At 61.6% G+C, this 18667-nt stretch carries 17 protein-coding genes; 16 read left to right on the top strand and 1 reads right to left on the bottom strand.

What is annotated here, in order from left to right; genetic code table 11:
• The 15 genes from mnmG to U5782_RS09655 all read left to right on the top strand — a co-directional run bounded on the left by mnmG (position 1) and on the right by U5782_RS09655 (position 15685).
• Complete coding sequence (mnmG, locus tag U5782_RS09725; protein WP_322043613.1) at positions 1-1959, top strand: tRNA uridine-5-carboxymethylaminomethyl(34) synthesis enzyme MnmG; 1959 nt, start codon at positions 1-3, stop codon at positions 1957-1959.
• Positions 1956-2654: a 16S rRNA (guanine(527)-N(7))-methyltransferase RsmG gene (gene rsmG, locus U5782_RS09720; protein WP_322043612.1), complete on the top strand. Its 699-nt coding sequence runs from the start codon at positions 1956-1958 to the stop codon at positions 2652-2654. The genes mnmG and rsmG overlap by 4 nt, the downstream gene beginning before the upstream one ends.
• A gap of 101 nt (positions 2655-2755) precedes the next feature.
• Positions 2756-3526 carry a ParA family protein gene (locus tag U5782_RS09715; RefSeq protein ID WP_322043611.1) on the top strand — a complete coding sequence of 257 codons (771 nt, stop codon included), beginning with the start codon at positions 2756-2758 and terminating at the stop codon, positions 3524-3526.
• A 19-nt stretch (positions 3527-3545) separates the two neighbouring features.
• Positions 3546-4433, top strand: a complete 888-nt coding sequence (locus tag U5782_RS09710) for a ParB/RepB/Spo0J family partition protein (protein ID WP_322043610.1) — start codon at positions 3546-3548, stop codon at positions 4431-4433.
• Positions 4434-4485: 52 nt separating this feature from the next.
• Positions 4486-5613, top strand: coding sequence for an SLC13 family permease (locus U5782_RS09705; RefSeq protein ID WP_322043609.1), 1128 nt, complete (start codon positions 4486-4488; stop codon positions 5611-5613).
• 298 nt (positions 5614-5911) lie between these two features.
• Positions 5912-6517 carry an ATP synthase subunit I gene (locus tag U5782_RS09700; RefSeq protein ID WP_415914302.1) on the top strand — a complete coding sequence of 202 codons (606 nt, stop codon included), beginning with the start codon at positions 5912-5914 and terminating at the stop codon, positions 6515-6517.
• Between the two features lie 186 nt (positions 6518-6703).
• On the top strand, positions 6704-7555 hold the full coding sequence (gene atpB / locus U5782_RS09695; protein WP_027815998.1) for a F0F1 ATP synthase subunit A: 852 nt from the start codon (positions 6704-6706) through the stop codon (positions 7553-7555).
• A 74-nt stretch (positions 7556-7629) separates the two neighbouring features.
• The gene (gene atpE, locus U5782_RS09690) at positions 7630-7908 is read left to right on the top strand and encodes a F0F1 ATP synthase subunit C (RefSeq protein ID WP_027815999.1); all 279 of its coding nucleotides are present in this window, start codon (positions 7630-7632) and stop codon (positions 7906-7908) included.
• Between the two features lie 136 nt (positions 7909-8044).
• Complete coding sequence (locus U5782_RS09685) at positions 8045-8515, top strand: F0F1 ATP synthase subunit B (protein ID WP_322043608.1); 471 nt, start codon at positions 8045-8047, stop codon at positions 8513-8515.
• A 2-nt stretch (positions 8516-8517) separates the two neighbouring features.
• Positions 8518-9057 carry a F0F1 ATP synthase subunit delta gene (locus U5782_RS09680; protein ID WP_322043607.1) on the top strand — a complete coding sequence of 180 codons (540 nt, stop codon included), beginning with the start codon at positions 8518-8520 and terminating at the stop codon, positions 9055-9057.
• Positions 9058-9124: 67 nt separating this feature from the next.
• Positions 9125-10666: a F0F1 ATP synthase subunit alpha gene (atpA, locus tag U5782_RS09675; protein ID WP_322043606.1), complete on the top strand. Its 1542-nt coding sequence runs from the start codon at positions 9125-9127 to the stop codon at positions 10664-10666.
• 84 nt (positions 10667-10750) lie between these two features.
• On the top strand, positions 10751-11635 hold the full coding sequence (gene atpG / locus U5782_RS09670; protein ID WP_322043605.1) for a F0F1 ATP synthase subunit gamma: 885 nt from the start codon (positions 10751-10753) through the stop codon (positions 11633-11635).
• 85 nt (positions 11636-11720) lie between these two features.
• Positions 11721-13115: a F0F1 ATP synthase subunit beta gene (atpD, locus tag U5782_RS09665; protein ID WP_322043604.1), complete on the top strand. Its 1395-nt coding sequence runs from the start codon at positions 11721-11723 to the stop codon at positions 13113-13115.
• A gap of 77 nt (positions 13116-13192) precedes the next feature.
• Positions 13193-13618: a F0F1 ATP synthase subunit epsilon gene (locus tag U5782_RS09660; protein ID WP_322043603.1), complete on the top strand. Its 426-nt coding sequence runs from the start codon at positions 13193-13195 to the stop codon at positions 13616-13618.
• A gap of 315 nt (positions 13619-13933) precedes the next feature.
• Positions 13934-15685, top strand: a complete 1752-nt coding sequence (locus U5782_RS09655) for an AMP-binding protein (protein ID WP_322043602.1) — start codon at positions 13934-13936, stop codon at positions 15683-15685.
• A gap of 837 nt (positions 15686-16522) precedes the next feature.
• On the opposite strand, the gene U5782_RS09650 is transcribed toward U5782_RS09655, so the two are convergent.
• Positions 16523-17323 (bottom strand): transporter substrate-binding domain-containing protein, encoded by an 801-nt coding sequence (locus U5782_RS09650; RefSeq protein WP_322043601.1) that lies wholly within the window; start codon positions 17321-17323, stop codon positions 16523-16525.
• 233 nt (positions 17324-17556) lie between these two features.
• On the opposite strand from U5782_RS09650, the gene hemE reads away from it, so the two are divergent.
• Positions 17557-18645 (top strand): uroporphyrinogen decarboxylase, encoded by a 1089-nt coding sequence (hemE, locus tag U5782_RS09645; protein ID WP_322043600.1) that lies wholly within the window; start codon positions 17557-17559, stop codon positions 18643-18645.
• Positions 18646-18667 lie beyond the last annotated feature (22 nt).

Genomic DNA, 18667 nt, shown 5'->3' with positions numbered 1-18667 from the left:
ATGCTTTTTCCCACAGAGTTTGACGTTATCGTCGTCGGCGGCGGTCACGCCGGCACCGAGGCCGCGCTAGCCGCAGCCCGTATGGGCGTGAAGACGCTCCTGCTCACGCACAACATCGAAACGCTCGGTCAGATGAGCTGCAATCCGTCGATTGGCGGCATTGGCAAAGGCCATCTGGTCAAGGAAGTCGATGCGCTCGGCGGCGCCATGGCCGCAGCGACGGACGAGGGCGGCATCCAGTTCCGTATCCTCAATTCGTCCAAGGGCCCGGCTGTGCGTGCGACGCGCGCCCAGGCTGACCGTATTCTGTACAAGGCCGCGATCCGTCGCCGTCTTGAAAATCAGCCGAACCTCTGGCTGTTCCAGCAGGCCGTCGAAGACCTGATGGTGGAAGGCGATCGTGTCGTCGGTGCGGTGACGCAGGTCGGCCTTCGTTTCCGCGCGCGCGCCGTGGTGCTGACGGCGGGGACGTTCCTCGACGGCAAGATCCACGTGGGCCTGAACAACTACACGGGCGGCCGTGCTGGCGATCCGGCTGCGGTGACGCTTTCGGCCCGCCTGAAGGAACTGAAGCTGCCGCAAGGCCGCCTCAAGACGGGCACGCCGCCGCGTATCGACGGCCGCACGATCGACTTTTCGGTGCTCGAAGAGCAGCCGGGCGACCTCGATCCGGTGCCGGTCTTCTCGTTCCTTGGCCGCGCCGAGCAGCATCCGCAACAGATTCCGTGCTGGGTGACGCATACCAACGAGCGCACGCACGACATCATCCGGGGCGGTCTGGATCGCTCGCCGATGTACACGGGCGTGATCGAAGGGGTAGGGCCGCGTTATTGCCCGTCGATTGAGGACAAGATTCATCGCTTCGCCTCGAAGGAATCGCACCAGATCTTCCTGGAACCCGAAGGCCTGACGACCAACGAGTTCTACCCGAACGGGATCTCGACCAGCTTGCCGTTCGACGTGCAACTGGAGCTCGTGCATTCGATGCGCGGTCTGGAGCACGCGCACATCCTGCGTCCCGGCTATGCGATCGAGTACGACTACTTCGATCCGCGTGGGCTCAAGGCATCGCTGGAAACCAAGGTGATCGGTGGCCTGTTTTTTGCGGGTCAGATCAACGGCACGACCGGCTACGAAGAAGCCGCGGCGCAAGGCCTGCTTGCGGGTATCAACGCCGGCTTGCAAGTGCAGGGCAAGGACGCATGGTGCCCGCGCCGCGATCAAGCCTACCTCGGCGTGCTGGTCGACGACCTCGTGACGCGTGGTGTTTCCGAGCCGTATCGCATGTTCACGAGTCGTGCCGAGTATCGACTGAGCCTGCGTGAAGACAACGCGGATATGCGTCTGACGGAAATCGGCCGCGAACTGGGTGTCGTGGACGACGAACGCTGGGACGCATTCAGCCGCAAGCGCGATGCTGTTTCACGTGAAACCGAACGGTTGAAGTCGACGTGGGTGAACCCGAAGACGTTGGGCGCAGAAGAAGCGACGGCGCTACTCGGTAAATCGATTGATCGTGAATACAATCTCGCCGACCTGCTGCGCCGTCCGGGCGTGAGCTATGACGGTGTGTGCGGTTTGCGCGAAGGTGCCTGTGCACCCGAGGCACCGCTCGCCGACGATCCGGTCCTGCTCGAACAGATCAAGGAACAGATCGAGATCGGCATCAAGTATCAGGGTTACATCGATCGACAGGCCGATGAGATCGAGCGCAACGGTGCGCACGAAAACACGCGCCTGCCGGAAGGTATCGACTATGCCGATGTGCGTGGTCTCTCGTTCGAGGCGCGTCAGAAGCTCAACCAGTTCCGACCGGAGACGATCGGCCAGGCATCGCGTATTCAGGGCATCACGCCCGCAGCGATCTCGCTGCTGATGGTGCACCTCAAGCGCGGTCTGGGCCGTCGTCCGAAGAACCCGGCCGATGCAGGCGCCGACAACAAGCCGGTGGCTCAATGACGGGGCGCGCACGGCAACCTGGCATCGCAGACCGCGACGGCCTCGCACGCATGTTGAAGGAGGGCGCGGACGCGCTTTCCCTCGATCTCAACGAGCGTCAACACGAACAACTGCTGGACTACGTGACGCTGCTCGCGAAGTGGAACGCCGTCTATAACCTGACGGCGATCCGCGATCCGCGTCAGATGTTGATCCAGCACATCCTCGATTCACTTTCGATCTTGCCGCATCTGCCTTCACGTGAAAACGCGACGGTGCTCGATGTGGGTTCGGGTGGTGGCTTGCCCGGCATCGTGCTGGCGATTGCACGTCCGGACTGGCATGTCACGCTGAACGACATCGTGCACAAGAAGACGGCGTTCCAGTCCCAGGCGAAGGCCGAACTGAAGCTCACGAATCTGGCGGTGGTGACGGGGCGGGTGGAATCGCTGCGGCCGGGCATCGAAGTACCGAAAAAATTCGACTTGATCGTCTCGCGGGCATTCGCGGAACTGTCCGATTTCGTTACACTGGCCCGTCACCTCGTTGCCGACGGCGGCGCGATCTGGGCAATGAAGGGCGTGCGCCCCGATGGCGAGATCGAGCGCTTGCCCGAAGGCGCGCATGCGGTCAGGACGATTCGTCTCACGGTGCCGATGCTCGACGCCGAACGGCATCTGAGCGAAGTGCTGGTCGAACCACTTCCGCAAGCGTGAACGCGGCACGAAGCAACATTGGCCGAAAGGCCGAATAGCTCAGCCGATACGGCTGGGCTAACGTAAGCAAACTTTTCAGGCAGTAAAGGGACACACACAAGATGGCAAAAATCTTCTGCGTTGCGAACCAGAAGGGCGGCGTCGGCAAGACGACGACAACGGTCAATCTCGCCGCGAGCCTCGCATCGCAGGGACAGCGTGTCCTTCTCATCGATCTCGACCCGCAGGGCAATGCAACCATGGGTAGCGGCATCGATAAGGCCGCTTGCGAGAACACGGTTTATGAAGTGCTCGTCGACGGCGTGTCGGTACCCGACGCGCGCACGAGCCCGGAACACGTGGGCTACGACGTGCTGCCCGCCAACCGCGAACTGGCCGGCGCCGAAGTGGAACTGGTCTCGGTCGATCAACGCGAACGACGCCTGAAGAACGCGCTGGCCCAGGTGGACGACCAGTACGACTTCGTGCTGATCGATTGCCCGCCCGCGCTTTCGCTGCTCACGCTGAACGGTCTGTGCGCGGCGCATGGCGTCGTGATCCCGATGCAGTGCGAGTACTTCGCACTCGAAGGTCTGTCGGATCTCGTCAACACGATCAAGCAGGTGCACGCGAACATGAATCGCGAGCTGAAGGTCATCGGCCTGCTGCGCGTGATGTTCGATCCGCGCATCACGCTGCAGCAACAGGTATCGGAGCAACTCAAGGAGCACTTTGGCGACAAGGTGTTCGACGCGGTGATTCCGCGCAACGTGCGTCTCGCGGAAGCACCCAGCTACGGCTTGCCGGGCGTGGTGTTCGATCGCGCGTCGCGCGGTGCGCAGGCCTACGTGCAGTTCGGCGCGGAAATGATCGAGCGCGTGCGCGCGCTCTGACGCAGACTGGGGAAGCACGATGAACGCAGTAGCACGTAAAAAGGGACTGGGCCGAGGACTGGAAGCATTGCTCGGCGGCAGCGCGGACATTACCGACGCGGTGAAGATCGAGGGCGCGCCCAACACGCTCCCGCTCACGCAGATGCAGGCGGGCAAGTATCAGCCGCGCACGCGCATGGACGAAGGCGCACTCCAGGAACTCGCTGCGAGCATTCGCGCGCAGGGACTGATGCAGCCGATCCTCGTTCGTCCGATCGGCGCCGATCGCTACGAGATCATCGCCGGTGAGCGGCGTTTCCGTGCCGCGAACATCGCGGGTTTGACGGAAGTGCCGGTGCTCGTGAAGGACGTGCCCGACCAGGCCGCCGCCGCGATGGCGCTGATCGAGAACATCCAGCGCGAAGACCTGAATCCGCTCGAAGAGGCGCAGGGCATTCAACGCCTGCTCGACGAATTCAATTTCACGCACGAGCAGGCTGCCGAGTCGGTCGGGCGCTCGCGTAGCGCGGTATCGAACCTGCTGCGTCTGTTGAATCTTGCGACGCCGGTGCAGACGATGCTGCTCGCCGGCGATCTCGACATGGGCCACGCGCGTGCGCTGCTCGCCGTGGATGGCGCCACGCAGATCCAGCTCGCACATCAGGTGGTCAATCGTCGCCTGTCGGTTCGCGAAACGGAAAAACTCGTTGCGGCCACAACGAAGGCTGTGCCTGCGGTCAAGGCGAAGGCTGCACAGGATGGCGGCCGCGACACGCGCCGTCTGGAGGAAGAACTGTCCGACCTGCTGGCCGCAACGGTCAAGATCAAGGTTGGCCGCAGAGGTCGCGGTCAGTTGACGGTCGATTTCGGCGACCTCGATTCGCTCGAAGGTATTCTGCTGCGCCTGCGCGGCGAAACCGCAGTCTGACGCGCACGCGCTGCGACCGGTGCGAGAACCCGATGCCGCGAAGCGCGGCTCCGTGAGTAGAACGCCGAACCTGCTGCATCGGTTCGGCGCGTTCGCGCGTGGCGAACCGGTGCTGACGATACTCGTCGTTGCGTTCGTCTTGCTGCAGGTGCTCGCACCTACGCCCTGGCGCAAATTGCCCGCACTGGTGGACTGGCAAACGGTGATGACGCTTGCCGGTCTGCTGATTCTCACCAAGGCGCTGGAATATTCAGGATTCCTTACCTGGACCGCGCACCGGCTGGTGCACAGCATTCGCTCCGAGCGCGCGCTGGCGTTCCTGCTCATTGCACTTGCCGCCGCGCTTTCGACGATCGTCACCAATGACGTCGCGCTTTTCGTCGTGGTGCCGCTCGTGCTCTCGTTGCACAAGCTCACGCCGTTGCCGCTCAAGCGGCTCGTCATCATGATCGCGCTGGCCGTCAACGCGGGTTCGGTACTCACCCCGCTGGGTAATCCGCAGAATCTCTTTCTCTGGCAAGTGAGCGGCGTGTCGTTCGGGCGATTCGTTGCCGCACTCGCGCCACTTTGCGCGTATCTGATGGCCCTGCTGTTCGGACTCGCCGCGATGCTGTTCAAATCGCAACCGCTTGATCTCACACAAGACGCCGACGAACATCCCGTCGATCGCGCGTTGGCCGGCGTCGCCGCCGTGTTGTTCGTCGCTTTCGTGCTGCTCGCCGATGCGCATCGCGCGGGCATCGCGCTCGCCGGGGTAGGGGGGGGCTTTTTGCTGTGGCGCGCGCGCATCGTTTTGAAGATCGACTGGCTATTGCTGTTGATCTTCGTGCTGATGTTCATCGTGCTGCGCAGCGCCGCGGCACTTCCCTGGATCCATCACGCGCTTGCCGATCTGGCGTTGCAAACGCCCCTGCGCGCATATGCCGCAGGTGCCGTGCTTTCGCAAGTCATCAGTAATGTTCCTGCGGCCATCGTGCTTGCGGGCTTCACACACGACTGGCGTGCGCTTGCGTTCGGTGTGAGTGTGGGGGGCTTTGGTCTGGCCATCGGCTCGCTGGCGAACCTGATTGCCGTGCGGCTGTCGGGCGAGCGGGGAGTGTGGCTGTCGTTCCACCTCATCTCCATACCTTTCTGGTTAATCGGGGTATTGGGCGGCGCACTCTTGTTATATTTTTTCTGACGGAAATACGACAAGTCAGGGCGACACGAACGCCGTTCCACGGTAAAATCGCGCCCCGTTTTGCCTGGCTCTCCTGAGTGCAGATCGTGTGCAGGACACTCCCTTACAGTTTCCGTTACCCCCGGAGTAATGGCGTGTTTTCCGCATGATGAAGTAGCATTTCACAGGTGTTATTGAGCGGGCTAAAGTCTTGAATTGGCTGCAACTATCGCTTACAATCGCCCGGATTTATTTGGTTGGCGATGCTGTAAGCACGTTGCAAGAAAGCGCGCGCAAGGCAAATATCCGGAAGCAAACGATGGTGGGTCAGAGGCCAGACGAAGCGCCGCAGGCGCATGAAGGGCCCGAAGGTCCGCAACACGTGAGCGATGCATCCCGCCGGGGGCAGGATGCGGGCCCGGATGCAGCAGGAGCCACTGCGCACGATGGTCGACACGACCACAACGCGGAGTGGGACGCCGACCAGCAAGAAAACAACGACATCGTTCCGCTCACCCGGGCCGAAGCCGAGCAGATCTTCGGCGCACAGGTGAGTCGCCCATCGCGCGTCACGCCGTTTCGTGTCGTGGCGGCGCAAGTGGTTTTGTCCCTGGTTGCTACGCTGGTCTGGTGGCTGTTTTATAAGCCGCCGGGTGCTGACGCGTCGAACGCCGTAGCGTTCTCGGCATTCCTGGGTGGAGCGATCTGCTGGGTACCCGGTGCGTTGTTCGCGGCGCGCCTCAAGCAGTTGAGCCGTGCAGCCACCGTATTCAACTGGGTGCTCGGCGAAGCATTCAAGATGGGGGCGACGATAGCGATGTTCGTCGCCATCGCGTTCTGGTATCGCGACGTGCAGTGGATTCCCTTGCTCGTCACTTACCTGATCGCACTGAAGACATACTGGATCGCGCTCGCGTTGCGCTGACCCACCGCTGACATCGCGCCGCCTCCTGCCCGGAGGACGTCGAAGCGATCGAAGTGGTGAACGGTTGGACTCCCCGAGCCGGCACATGCGGAACTAAGACTGGCTCCGCAGCGGTGCGTTCCCGCAATACAGCATTGTGGGCGCGACCGGAACCGATTTTCGACAATTTGGGTGGCTTTTAACGATATGGCAGCTAGCGAAGGCACGCGCGCTCTGGATCCGTCAGAGTACATTGCGCACCACTTGCAGAATTTTTCCACCTCGCACCAGACGTCGATCGTCGATTTTCACGTCTGGAATATCGACACGCTGTTCTGGTCGATTCTGTGTGGCCTCGTGACCATCTTCCTGCTGCGTCTCGCAGCGCGTGGCGCGACCTCGGGCGTTCCGGGCCGCTTCCAGTGCGCCATCGAGATGCTGGTCGAAATGGTCGAAGACCAGTCGAAGTCCATCATCCACGGCAATCGTAAATTCATCGCGCCGCTGGCCCTGACCGTGTTCGTCTGGGTCGCGCTGATGAACTGCCTCGACTTCATCCCCGTCGACCTGCCGGGCCGCGTGATCGGCTGGCTGGGTCTGTCCGAAGCACTGCCGCACCAGCGCATCGTCCCGACCGCCGACCTGAACGGCACGTTCGGCATCGCGCTCGGCGTGTTCGTGCTGATGATCTATTACAACCTCAAGATCAAGGGTCCTGGCGGCTTCGCTCACGAACTGCTGTCGGCCCCGTTCGGCTCGCATCCGCTGCTGTGGATCCCGAACCTTGCACTCAACATCATCGAGTTCGTCGCCAAGACGGTTTCGCTCGCGCTGCGGTTGTTCGGCAACATGTACGCAGGCGAACTGCTGTTCCTGCTGATCGCCCTGCTGGGCAGTCTCTGGACTTTCGGTGCGGACACGACGGTGCTTGGCTTCATCGGCCACGTGATTGCAGGTAGCGTCTGGGCGATCTTCCACATCCTGATCGTTCTGCTGCAAGCGTTCATTTTCATGATGCTGACGCTGGTGTACATCGGCCAGGCACACGACAGCCACTAAGCGGCAGTCGACCCCAGATTTGCAGTTTTAAGTTTCAAATCCCCAGTTCCAGAAAATCTCACAAAGGAGTGATCATGCAAGCTTTCATCGCCAACATCCAGGGTTTCACGGCCATCGGTATCGGCATCATCATCGGCCTGGGTGCAATTGGCGCCTGTATCGGTATCGGCCTGATGGGCGGCAAGTACATCGAAGCGTGCGCACGTCAGCCTGAACTGATGAACCCGCTGCAAACGAAGATGTTCCTGCTGGCTGGTCTGATCGATGCAGCGTTCCTGATCGGTGTTGGTGTTGCAATGCTGTTCGCGTTCGCAAACCCGCTGCTGTCGAAGCTCGCTGCGGTCGCGGGCTAAGTTCCCTGGAAGGTTGCGCCTGATCTATAACGGAATGGGCGCATAGCGGAACGGGTGACGAGGCGCTGATCGAGTTTCACAACCGATGAGCGCCTTGCCGTTTCAATTCCCCGGAATAGCTGATTAAGGAAACACCGTGAATCTCAACGCAACCCTGTTTGCGCAAATGGTCGTGTTCCTGATCCTCGCGTGGTTCACGATGAAGTTCGTGTGGCCGCCGTTGATCAACGCCCTCGACGAGCGCTCGAAGAAGATCGCTGACGGCCTCGCGGCTGCTGAAAAGGGTAAGCAGGAACTCGAAGCGGCGCACAAGCGTGTGGGCGAAGAACTCGCCACGGCCCGTAACGAAGGCCAGAACCGCATCGCCGACGCAGAAAAGCGCGCACTGGCAGTCGCAGAAGAAATCAAGGCTCAGGCACAAGCTGAAGCAGCCCGCATCATCGCTACGGCGAAAGCGGATGCCGACCAGCAGGTGGTCAAGGCACGTGAAGCTCTGCGCGCCGAAGTCGCCGCCCTCGCTGTGCAAGGCGCCGAGCAGATCCTGAAGCGCGAAGTCGATCAGTCGGCCCATGCCGAACTGCTGAATCAACTGAAAGCCGAGCTCTGATCATGGCCGAACTTGCAACCATCGCCCGCCCGTACGCAGAAGCCCTGTTTGGCGTGGCCGAAGCTGGTGACCTCGCCGCCTGGTCCACGCTCGTAACGGAGCTGGCACAGGTTGCGGCCGTGCCCGACGTACTGTCGGTCGCGTCGAGCCCGAAAGTGAGCCCTGCTCAAGTCGTCGAGCTGCTGCTCGCGGCGGTGAAGTCCCCGCTCAAGGATTCGGCCGAGGCCAAGAACCTCGTTCAGATGCTGGTCGCGAATCACCGCCTGGAACTGCTGCCGGAAATCCACACGCAGTTCGAAGCGCTCAAGAACGCCAAGGCCGGTGCAGCAGACGCGCTGATCGTCAGCGCGTTCCCGCTCGAAGGCACGCAACTGGACGAACTCGTCGCCAGCCTCGAACGCAAGTTCAAATGCAAGCTGAAGCCGGCCGTCGAGATCGACAAGTCGCTCATCGGCGGCGTGCGCGTCACGGTCGGCGACGAAGTGCTCGATACCTCGGTCCGCGCGCGGCTCGCCAGCATGCAGGCGGCTCTGACCGCTTGAACGCCTCGATCGCAACGATCGGGCGTGGCGGCTGGCACGCAACAGAATTGAACATCAGGAGCGAATAATGCAACTCAATCCCTCTGAGATCAGCGAGCTGATCAAGAGCCGGATCCAGGGCCTTGAAGCGAGCGCGGACGTTCGCAATCAGGGCACCGTGATCTCCGTGACCGACGGCATCGTGCGTATCCACGGCCTGTCGGACGTGATGCAAGGCGAAATGCTCGAATTCCCGGGCAACACCTTCGGTCTCGCGCTGAACCTCGAGCGTGACTCGGTCGGCGCCGTGATTCTCGGTGAGTACGAACACATCTCGGAAGGCGACATCGTCAAGACGACGGGTCGCATTCTGGAAGTCCCGGTTGGTCCGGAACTGGTCGGCCGCGTGGTCGATCCGCTCGGCAACCCGATCGACGGCAAGGGCCCGGTCAACGCCAAGATGACCGACGCGATCGAAAAGATCGCTCCGGGCGTGATCTGGCGTGAAGGCGTGTCGCAGCCGGTGCAAACCGGTCTGAAGTCGATCGACGCAATGGTGCCGATCGGCCGTGGCCAGCGTGAGCTGATCATCGGCGACCGTCAGTGCGGCAAGACTGCAGTGGCCGTCGACACGATCATCAACCAGAAGGGCAAGGATCTCATCTGTATCTACGTCGCCATCGGTCAGAAGGCTTCGTCGATCCAGAACGTGCTGCGCAAGCTCGAAGAAACCGGCGCGATCGAGTACACGATCGTTGTCGCGGCTTCGGCTTCGGAATCGGCTGCGCTGCAGTACCTCGCACCGTACGCTGGCTGCACGATGGGCGAATACTTCCGCGATCGCGGTCAAGACGCCCTGATCATTTATGACGATTTGACCAAGCAAGCCTGGGCATACCGTCAGATCTCGCTGCTGCTGCGCCGCCCGCCGGGCCGCGAAGCTTACCCCGGCGACGTGTTCTATCTCCACTCGCGTCTGCTCGAGCGCGCTGCACGCGTGTCGGCCGACTACGTCGAGAAGTTCACGAACGGTGAAGTCAAGGGCAAGACGGGTTCGCTGACGGCACTGCCGATCATCGAAACGCAGGCAGGCGACGTCACGGCATTCGTTCCGACGAACGTGATCTCGATTACCGACGGCCAGATCTTCCTGGAAACCGACCTGTTCAACGCAGGCATCCGCCCGGCAATCAACGCCGGCGTGTCGGTGTCGCGTGTTGGCGGTGCGGCTCAGAGCAAGGTCGTGAAGAAGCTGTCGGGCGGTATCCGTACCGACCTCGCGCAGTACCGTGAACTGGCGGCATTCGCCCAGTTCGCATCGGACCTCGACGAAGCGACCCGCAAGCAGCTCGAGCGCGGCCGCCGCGTGACGGAACTGCTCAAGCAGCCCCAGTACCAGCCGCTGCAAGTCTGGGAACTGGCTGTGGCGCTGTTCTCGGCGAACAACGGTTACCTCGACGACATCAACGTCGCCGAAGTGCTGCCGTTCGAAAAGGGTCTGCGCGAATACCTGAAGTCGAAGCACGCTGACCTCGTCGCGCGCATCGAGGACAAGAAGGACCTTTCGAAGGACGACGAGAACGCGCTTCACGCCGCTCTCAAGGACTTCAAGAAGTCCGGCGCATACTGATCCGTCCGGGAATCAACTTAGATAATCGGACTGGGACCTGGGTCAGCGCTTATGCACTGACCCAGGTCGACAAAGGAGCAAGCAATGGCTGGAATGAAGGAAATTCGCGGCAAGATCAAGAGCGTGCAAAACACGCGCAAGATCACCAAGGCGATGGAAATGGTCGCGGCGTCGAAGATGCGCCGTGCCCAGGAGCGCATGCGCGCTGCTCGCCCGTATGCCGATAAGGTCCGCGACATCGCTGCGCACATGAGCCGTGCGAACCCCGAGTATCGTCATCCGTTCATGACGGAAAACAACGATGCGAAGGCCGCCGGCGTGATTCTCGTCACGACCGACAAGGGTCTGTGCGGCGGGATGAACACCAACGTGCTGCGCGCGACGCTGCAGAAGTTCAAGGATCTGGAAGCGTCCGGCCAATCGATCGAGGCAACTGCGATCGGTAGCAAGGGCCTCGGTTTCCTGAACCGTCTGCGCGCGAAGGTCGTCTCGAACGTCGTGCAACTCGGCGACACGCCTCACCTCGAAAAGCTGATCGGCGCCATCAAGGTGCAACTCGACCAGTACTCGGAAGGCAAGCTCTCGGCGGTTTACCTGTGCTACACGCGCTTCGTCAATACGATGAAGCAGGAGCCGGTGATCGAGCAACTGCTGCCGCTGTCGAACGAGCGCCTCACGGGCGGCGAGGACGACGGCGCGACGCCGAAGTCGCAATGGGACTACATCTACGAGCCGGACGCGCAAACCGTCGTGGACGAACTGCTGGTCCGCTATGTCGAAGCACTGGTCTATCAGGCCGTGGCTGAGAACATGGCGTCGGAGCAGTCGGCCCGTATGGTCGCGATGAAGGCAGCGTCGGACAACGCGAAGACGGTCATCAACGAACTGCAGCTCTCGTACAACAAGAGCCGCCAGGCCGCGATTACGAAGGAACTTTCGGAAATCGTCGGCGGCGCAGCAGCCGTCTGACCCTCGGGAAACGCGAACCGAACGCGCAACCGCGCCGGTGCAATCCGGCAGGCGAGTAAGAATTCAGGTATCTAAAGGAAAATCGATGAGTACAACTGCTTTGGTAGAAGGCAAGATCGTACAGTGCATCGGCGCGGTGATCGACGTGGAATTCCCGCGTGCGAACATGCCGAAGATCTACGACGCGCTGGTTCTCGAAGGGTCGGACCTGACCCTCGAAGTGCAGCAGCAGCTCGGCGACGGCGTCGTGCGCACGATCTGTCTGGGTGCGTCGGACGGCCTGCGTCGCGGCACGGTAGTCAAGAACACGGGCCTGCCCATCAGCGTGCCGGTCGGCAAGCCGACCCTCGGCCGTATCATGGACGTGCTCGGTCGCCCGATCGACGAAGCGGGCCCGATCGTCAGCGAGACGACGCGCGCGATTCACCAGAAGGCACCGGCGTTTGAAGACCTGTCGCCTTCGGCTGAACTGCTCGAAACCGGCATCAAGGTTATCGACCTGGTCTGCCCGTTCGCAAAGGGCGGTAAGGTCGGTCTGTTCGGCGGTGCAGGTGTGGGCAAGACCGTCAACATGATGGAACTGATCAACAACATCGCTAAGGAACACGGTGGTTTCTCCGTGTTCGCCGGTGTTGGCGAGCGTACCCGTGAAGGGAACGACTTCTACCACGAAATGAAGGACTCGAACGTCCTGGACAAGGTCGCGCTGGTCTATGGCCAGATGAACGAGCCGCCGGGCAACCGTCTGCGCGTCGCGCTGACCGGTCTGACGATGGCTGAGCACTTCCGTGACGAAGGCCTCGACGTTCTGTTCTTCGTCGACAACATCTACCGTTTCACGCTGGCTGGCACGGAAGTGTCGGCACTGCTCGGCCGTATGCCGTCGGCAGTGGGCTATCAGCCGACGCTGGCTGAAGAGATGGGCAAGCTGCAAGAGCGCATCACGTCGACCAAGAAGGGCTCGATTACGTCGGTTCAGGCCGTGTACGTCCCTGCGGACGACTTGACCGACCCGTCGCCGGCTACGACCTTCGGCCACCTTGACGCAACTGTCGTTCTGTCGCGTGACATCGCTTCGCTGGGTATCTACCCGGCAGTCGATCCGCTCGACTCGACCTCGCGTCAGATCGACCCGAACGTGATCGGTGAAGAGCACTACTCGATCACGCGTCGCGTGCAACAGACGCTCCAGCGCTACAAGGAACTGCGTGACATCATCGCAATTCTGGGCATGGACGAACTGTCGCCGGACGACAAGCTGTCGGTCGCTCGCGCACGTAAGATCCAGCGTTTCCTGTCGCAGCCGTTCCACGTCGCGGAAGTCTTCACGGGCTCGCCGGGCAAGTACGTGCCGCTGAAGGAAACCATCCGCGGCTTCAAGATGATCGTCGAAGGCGAGTGCGATCACCTGCCGGAGCAGGCGTTCTACATGGTCGGCACGATCGACGAAGCCTTCGAAAAGGCCAAGAAGATCCAGTAAGGGTTAGTTGCCGAAGTGCGGATAAGTCACGCGACTTATCCGCCACCGCAGCCACTTACCCCTAGGAGTCGACACATATGGCAGCAACCATCAAGGTAGACGTCGTCAGCGCCGAAGAGAGCATCTTCGACGGCCAGGCGAAGTTCATCGCGCTTCCGGGTGAAGCGGGCGAACTGGGCATTCTGCCGGGCCACACGCCGCTGATCACGCGTATTCGTCCGGGCGCCGTGCGCATCGTGGCGGAAGACGACAAGGAAGAGTTCGTGTTCGTCGCAGGCGGCATTCTCGAAGTGCAGCCGGGCGCCGTGACGGTGCTCGCCGACACCGCGATCCGCGGCAAGGACCTCGACGAAGCGAAGGCCGCTGAAGCGCGCAAGCGCGCCGAAGAGGCACTGCAAAACGCCGGCTCGAACCTCGAGTACGCTACGGCACAGGCTGAACTGGCCTACGCAGTGGCGCAACTCGCGGCGATCCAGCGCCTGCGCAAGATGAACCAGCACTAAATAAGCGCGACAGCGTGCGCCTTCGGGCGCGCGCCGGCCGCCTTGAAACGGGCTCCCTCACGGGAGCCCGTTTTTTTTCGCCCTTTGGATTCCCGTGATTCAGGGCCTTCCCTGGCGACACGAGAAAATCACTTGACGTTTACGGAAAGGTAATGCGAAATCATGCCTTCGTGACGTCCGGCGGCGACGCTGGCCTACACGTTTGCAGCCCATGCGCTGCGGGTAAAACTTGATGCTGTCACCTCTGAAGGCGGTGGCACAATGGTTTTCAAATCCATTTCAAACGGGAGAGAGACTCCCGGGGAGACAGCCACCATGGCAATCGACGCAGCCGCAGCTAGCGCCTCGCGCGAAGCGCTCATCGCGCCGAAAGACGGGCTTTCTTACGTGCGCGGGTCGACCGCCACGCCGCTGAGCGACGCGACCATCGGCGCGTTCCTGCTCGACACCGCGCAGCGCTTTCCCGGGCGGCCAGCGGTCGTGTTCCGCGAGCAAGGCATCCGCTGGAACTGGCGCGAATTCGCCGACGAAGTGGACGTGCTGGCCGCGGGTTTTCTCGCGCTCGGCATTGGCGCGGGCGACCGCGTGGGCATCTGGTCGCCCAATCGCGTCGAATGGCTGCTTACGCAGTTTGCGACGGCGCGCATCGGCGCCGTGCTGGTCAACATCAATCCGGCCTATCGGCTTGCCGAACTCGAATACGCGCTGAACAAGGTCGGCTGCAAGGCCATTGTCGCGGCGGAAAGCTTCAAGACGTCGAAGTATCTGGAGATGCTCCAGACGCTCGCGCCCGAACTCGCGAGCGCGACGCCGGGCGATCTGCATGCCGCGAAGCTGCCGGAGCTACGCGCGGTGATCCGCATGTGCGATAGCGACACGCCGGGCATGCTCAACTTCAGCGATGTGATCGAGCAAGGTCGCGAGCGTTTGGAGCTCAATGGCAAGGCGGAACTCGACGCGATCGGCGCGACGCTCAGCCCCGACGACCCCATCAACATCCAGTTCACGAGTGGCACCACGGGCAACCCGAAGGGCGCGACGCTCACGCATCGCAACGTGCTCAACAACGGGCGCTTCATCGCCATGGCGATGAAGCTGACCGAAGAGGATTCGCTCTGCATTCCCGTGCCGCTTTATCACTGCTTCGGCATGGTGCTCGCGGTGCTGGCCTGCGTCTCGGTGGGCGCGAACATGGTGTTCCCGGGCGAGGCCTTCGATCCGCGTGCGACGCTCGCAGCGGTCTCGGACGAGCGTTGCACGGCGCTGCATGGCGTACCGACGATGTTCATTGCCGAGCTTGATCATCCCGACTTCGCGAGTTTCGATCTCACGCGTTTGCGCACGGGCATCATGGCCGGCTCGCCTTGCCCGATCGAGACGATGAAGCGCGTGGTCGCAAAGATGCATCTGGCGGAAATCACCATCGCGTACGGCATGACGGAGACGAGCCCGGTATCGTTCCAGAGCGCCACCACCGACCCGCTCGACAAGCGCACGACCACGGTGGGACGCATCCAGCCGCATCTCGAAGTGAAGATCGTCGATGCGCTTGGCAACATCGTGCCGGTGGGCGAGACGGGCGAACTCTGCACGAAGGGCTATTCGGTGATGCGCGGCTATTGGGACGACGAGGCAAAGACAGCCGAGTCGATTGTCGATGGCTGGATGCATACGGGCGATCTCGCGACGCTCGACGCCGAGGGCTACTGCAACATCGTCGGCCGACTCAAGGACATGCTGATTCGCGGCGGCGAGAATATTTATCCGCGCGAGATCGAAGAGTTTCTGTTCCGCCATCCCAAAGTGCAGACGGTGCAGGTGTTCGGCGTGCCCGATGCGAAATACGGCGAGGAGGTCTGTGCGTGGATCGTATTGCGTCCGGGCGAGGGGGCGACGGCCGAAGAAATCCAGGCGTTCTGCCAGGGACAGATTGCGCACTACAAGATCCCGAAATACATTCGCTTCGTCGACGAATTGCCGATGACTGTAACGGGAAAGGTGCAGAAGTTCGTCATGCGCGCGCGCATGATCGACGAGCTCAAGATCAGCGAGCAAAAGACGGCGTGAGATGCACGCTTCGTTAATTAACCATTAATCGGGATACCGAACGAACTGGCTGGAGCACGTGCGAACGACGTCAGCCAGTTCAACGAATTGCGAAGCGTGAACAGTATGCTCAATGCAGCAAAGTGCATCGACGGATCGCCTGAATGAGGCGTAAAAGCGAGGTGTGGGGAAACTGCGGACGAAAAAAAAGCGGGCCTGGAGCCCGCTAAAAACCACACGCTACGGGGTTAGCGCGAGGAGACCAAAGGAGGAGCCGGCTGCAACGTACTAAACGCCGGTCACGGCTCCAGCAAGGATGTCCCTAAGCAGGGCTTCGGCTGATGCCGACCGCCCGGTGATCGTGTCCGCTCACACTTTGCACCGAGCCACATCCGTGTTGAAACCGTTGAAGGCATTGTGGGCGAATTAATGAACCTTCGCGGTAACAAAGTGTTTCAGGTTGTAACGCCCGTCGTATAAGGCTCCGCGGGATTTTTTGCCATCCTGAGCGTTTTGCGAAAGTCATTTTTACCTGCAATTTAGTGCGCTGCACGGCCGTAAAAAGTAGCGTCGCAATGCGACATTCCCGCTGCATGAACGAAGTCCCGCTGGATGGGCGAACGGCGTGATGCGTCACACGAAAATACGCGCGGCTATCGCACATGCAGCGTGCATTCACGTTCGCATTCATGTGTGCGATGCAATGATTCGTCATATCCGTTTGCAACGAGTGGTTGCAACTCGTCATACGGATTAACGAATGTTGTCGCGCCTTCGAACGCGGCGCGAACGTCATTCGATGCATTGTCGATCAAGACGCATGCAGTGCACATCGCTGTTCACATCACGTCACGTCGTTCACTTCAGCCACTTGTCGGAGATCGTCTGATACTCGCCGCTCGCACGCGCGAGATGCAGCCACTGATCGACGTATTGCTGAAACACGACATCGCCGCGCGGCACCATCCATGCTTTCTCGCCGTACTGGAACGGTTTGTCGGGATGCACGGAACACAGCCCTGGATTGAGCTTCTGTTGCAGGAGCGTTTCCGAGGCATCGGTCACCATCACGTCGGCCTTGCCTGCGAGGATCTGCTTGAAGATCGTCACGTTGTCGGGATAGACGGTGAGATTCGCATGCGGAAAAAACTGTTTCGCAAAGCGCTCGTTCGTGCCGCCCGGATTCACGATGACTCGCGTCGAAGGCTGGTCGATCTGCGCAACGCTCTGATACTTGCTCACGTCATCGCAACGCACGATCGGCGTCTTGCCGTCGACTTGATAGGCCTCGGTGAAGAACGCACGCTTCTGACGCTCGAGCGTGGTCGAAACCCCACCCACTGCGACATCGCACTTCGCAAGAAAGTCGTTCATCAGATTCGACCATGTGGTCTTCACGAACTCGGCCTTCACGCCCAGCGACTTCGCGAGCGACTCAGTCATCTCGATGTCGATGCCCTCGAACGTGCCGTCCTGTTTGTAGAACGAGTAGGGCTTGTAGTCGCCGGTCGTGCAGGCGCGCAGCGTGCCGCGCGCGATGACTTCGTCGAGTCGCGTCGATGTCGCGGTGCTTTCGGCAAAGGCGACCGGCGTCACGGCCAATGCTGCGACGCAGGCGGAAATCAGCGCGCACGCGGCGGCGATCCTGTTTTTCTTCATATTGGGTGTCTCCTCGTGCCCTGTTTGATAGCGATGTATAGCGATGTCGGAAGCGAAGGGGCTTTTCGATCTTAGCCCGCGCCCGCATGCGCGATAACCGTGGACTCCCCCGATTGGCCAGATCCGCCCGTGTGGCGCACGCACTTATGCCGGCCATCAGCACCATGCCGCGGCGGCGCCTCCGGTAAAATGGCCGTCTGCTTCCGAATCTCGCGCGCAAGCGCCCTCCGCCCGTGGCCCACACCCTTCTGAACGACACCTTCCTGCGCGCCTTGCTGCGCCAGCCGACCGAGTACACGCCGATCTGGCTGATGCGCCAGGCGGGCCGTTATCTGCCGGAATACAACGCCACGCGCAGCCGCGCGGGCAGCTTCCTTGGCCTCGCGAAGAATCCCGACTACGCGACCGAAGTGACGCTCCAGCCGCTGGAGCGCTATCCGCTCGACGCGGCGATCCTGTTCTCGGACATCCTCACGATTCCCGACGCGATGGGCCTTGGCCTGTCGTTTCAGGCGGGCGAGGGTCCGAAGTTCGCGCATCCCGTGCGCACCGAGGAAGACGTCGCGAAGCTCGCGGTGCCCGACATCGGTGCGACGCTGGGCTACGTGACCGACGCCGTGCGCGAGATCCGTCGCGCGCTCACCGATGGGCAGGGGCGCCAGCGCGTGCCGCTGATCGGCTTTTCGGGCAGCCCGTGGACGCTCGCGTGCTACATGGTCGAAGGCGGCGGCTCGGACGATTTCCGCACCGTGAAGTCGATGCTCTACGCGCGCCCCGACCTGATGACGCGCATCCTCGAAATCAACGCGCAGGCGGTGGCTGCCTATCTGAACGCGCAGATCGAAGCGGGCGCGCAGGCCGTGATGATTTTCGACACGTGGGGCGGGGCGCTTGCCGATGGCATGTATCAGCGCTTTTCGCTCGAATACATCCGCCGGGTGGTCGCGCAGCTCAAGCGTGAGCACGACGGCGAGCGGGTGCCCGTCATCACCTTCACGAAGGGTGGCGGCCTGTGGCTCGACGAGATCGCCGAAACCGGCGTCGATGCGGTCGGCCTCGACTGGACCGTCAACCTCGGCCGCGCGCGCGAGCGCGTGGGCGATCGCGTGGCGCTGCAAGGCAACCTCGATCCGACCGTGCTGTTCGCTTCGCCCGCGGCGATCCGCGAACAGGCGCGTGCGGTGCTCGACAGCTTCGGCGCGCATCCCGGTCACGTCTTCAATCTGGGCCACGGCATCTCGCAATTCACGCCGCCGGAGAGCGTCGCCGAACTGGTCGACGAAGTGCATCGTCACAGCCGAGCCCTGCGCACGAGCGTGTGAATTTTTTGTTGCGCCGCAGCGT

The sequence above is a fragment of the Paraburkholderia sp. J67 genome (assembly GCF_905220265.1).
Taxonomy (GTDB): Bacteria; Pseudomonadota; Gammaproteobacteria; order Burkholderiales; family Burkholderiaceae; genus Paraburkholderia.
Note: the sequence above shows the minus strand (reverse complement) of the source record. Positions and strands in the feature narration are given on the sequence as shown.

Excerpts from the sequence above, each read along its gene's own strand:
- mnmG (WP_322043613.1), top strand. The coding sequence starts at position 1 with ATGCTTTTTCCCACAGAGTTTGACGTTATCGTCGTCGGCGGCGGTCAC.
- rsmG (WP_322043612.1), top strand. The coding sequence starts at position 1,956 with ATGACGGGGCGCGCACGGCAACCTGGCATCGCAGACCGCGACGGCCTC.
- U5782_RS09715 (WP_322043611.1), top strand. The coding sequence starts at position 2,756 with ATGGCAAAAATCTTCTGCGTTGCGAACCAGAAGGGCGGCGTCGGCAAG.
- U5782_RS09710 (WP_322043610.1), top strand. The coding sequence starts at position 3,546 with ATGAACGCAGTAGCACGTAAAAAGGGACTGGGCCGAGGACTGGAAGCA.
- U5782_RS09700 (WP_415914302.1), top strand. The coding sequence starts at position 5,912 with ATGGTGGGTCAGAGGCCAGACGAAGCGCCGCAGGCGCATGAAGGGCCC.
- atpB (WP_027815998.1), top strand. The coding sequence starts at position 6,704 with ATGGCAGCTAGCGAAGGCACGCGCGCTCTGGATCCGTCAGAGTACATT.
- atpE (WP_027815999.1), top strand. The coding sequence starts at position 7,630 with ATGCAAGCTTTCATCGCCAACATCCAGGGTTTCACGGCCATCGGTATC.
- U5782_RS09680 (WP_322043607.1), top strand. The coding sequence starts at position 8,518 with ATGGCCGAACTTGCAACCATCGCCCGCCCGTACGCAGAAGCCCTGTTT.
- atpA (WP_322043606.1), top strand. The coding sequence starts at position 9,125 with ATGCAACTCAATCCCTCTGAGATCAGCGAGCTGATCAAGAGCCGGATC.
- atpG (WP_322043605.1), top strand. The coding sequence starts at position 10,751 with ATGGCTGGAATGAAGGAAATTCGCGGCAAGATCAAGAGCGTGCAAAAC.
- atpD (WP_322043604.1), top strand. The coding sequence starts at position 11,721 with ATGAGTACAACTGCTTTGGTAGAAGGCAAGATCGTACAGTGCATCGGC.
- U5782_RS09660 (WP_322043603.1), top strand. The coding sequence starts at position 13,193 with ATGGCAGCAACCATCAAGGTAGACGTCGTCAGCGCCGAAGAGAGCATC.
- U5782_RS09655 (WP_322043602.1), top strand. The coding sequence starts at position 13,934 with ATGGCAATCGACGCAGCCGCAGCTAGCGCCTCGCGCGAAGCGCTCATC.
- U5782_RS09650 (WP_322043601.1), bottom strand. The coding sequence starts at position 17,323 with ATGAAGAAAAACAGGATCGCCGCCGCGTGCGCGCTGATTTCCGCCTGC.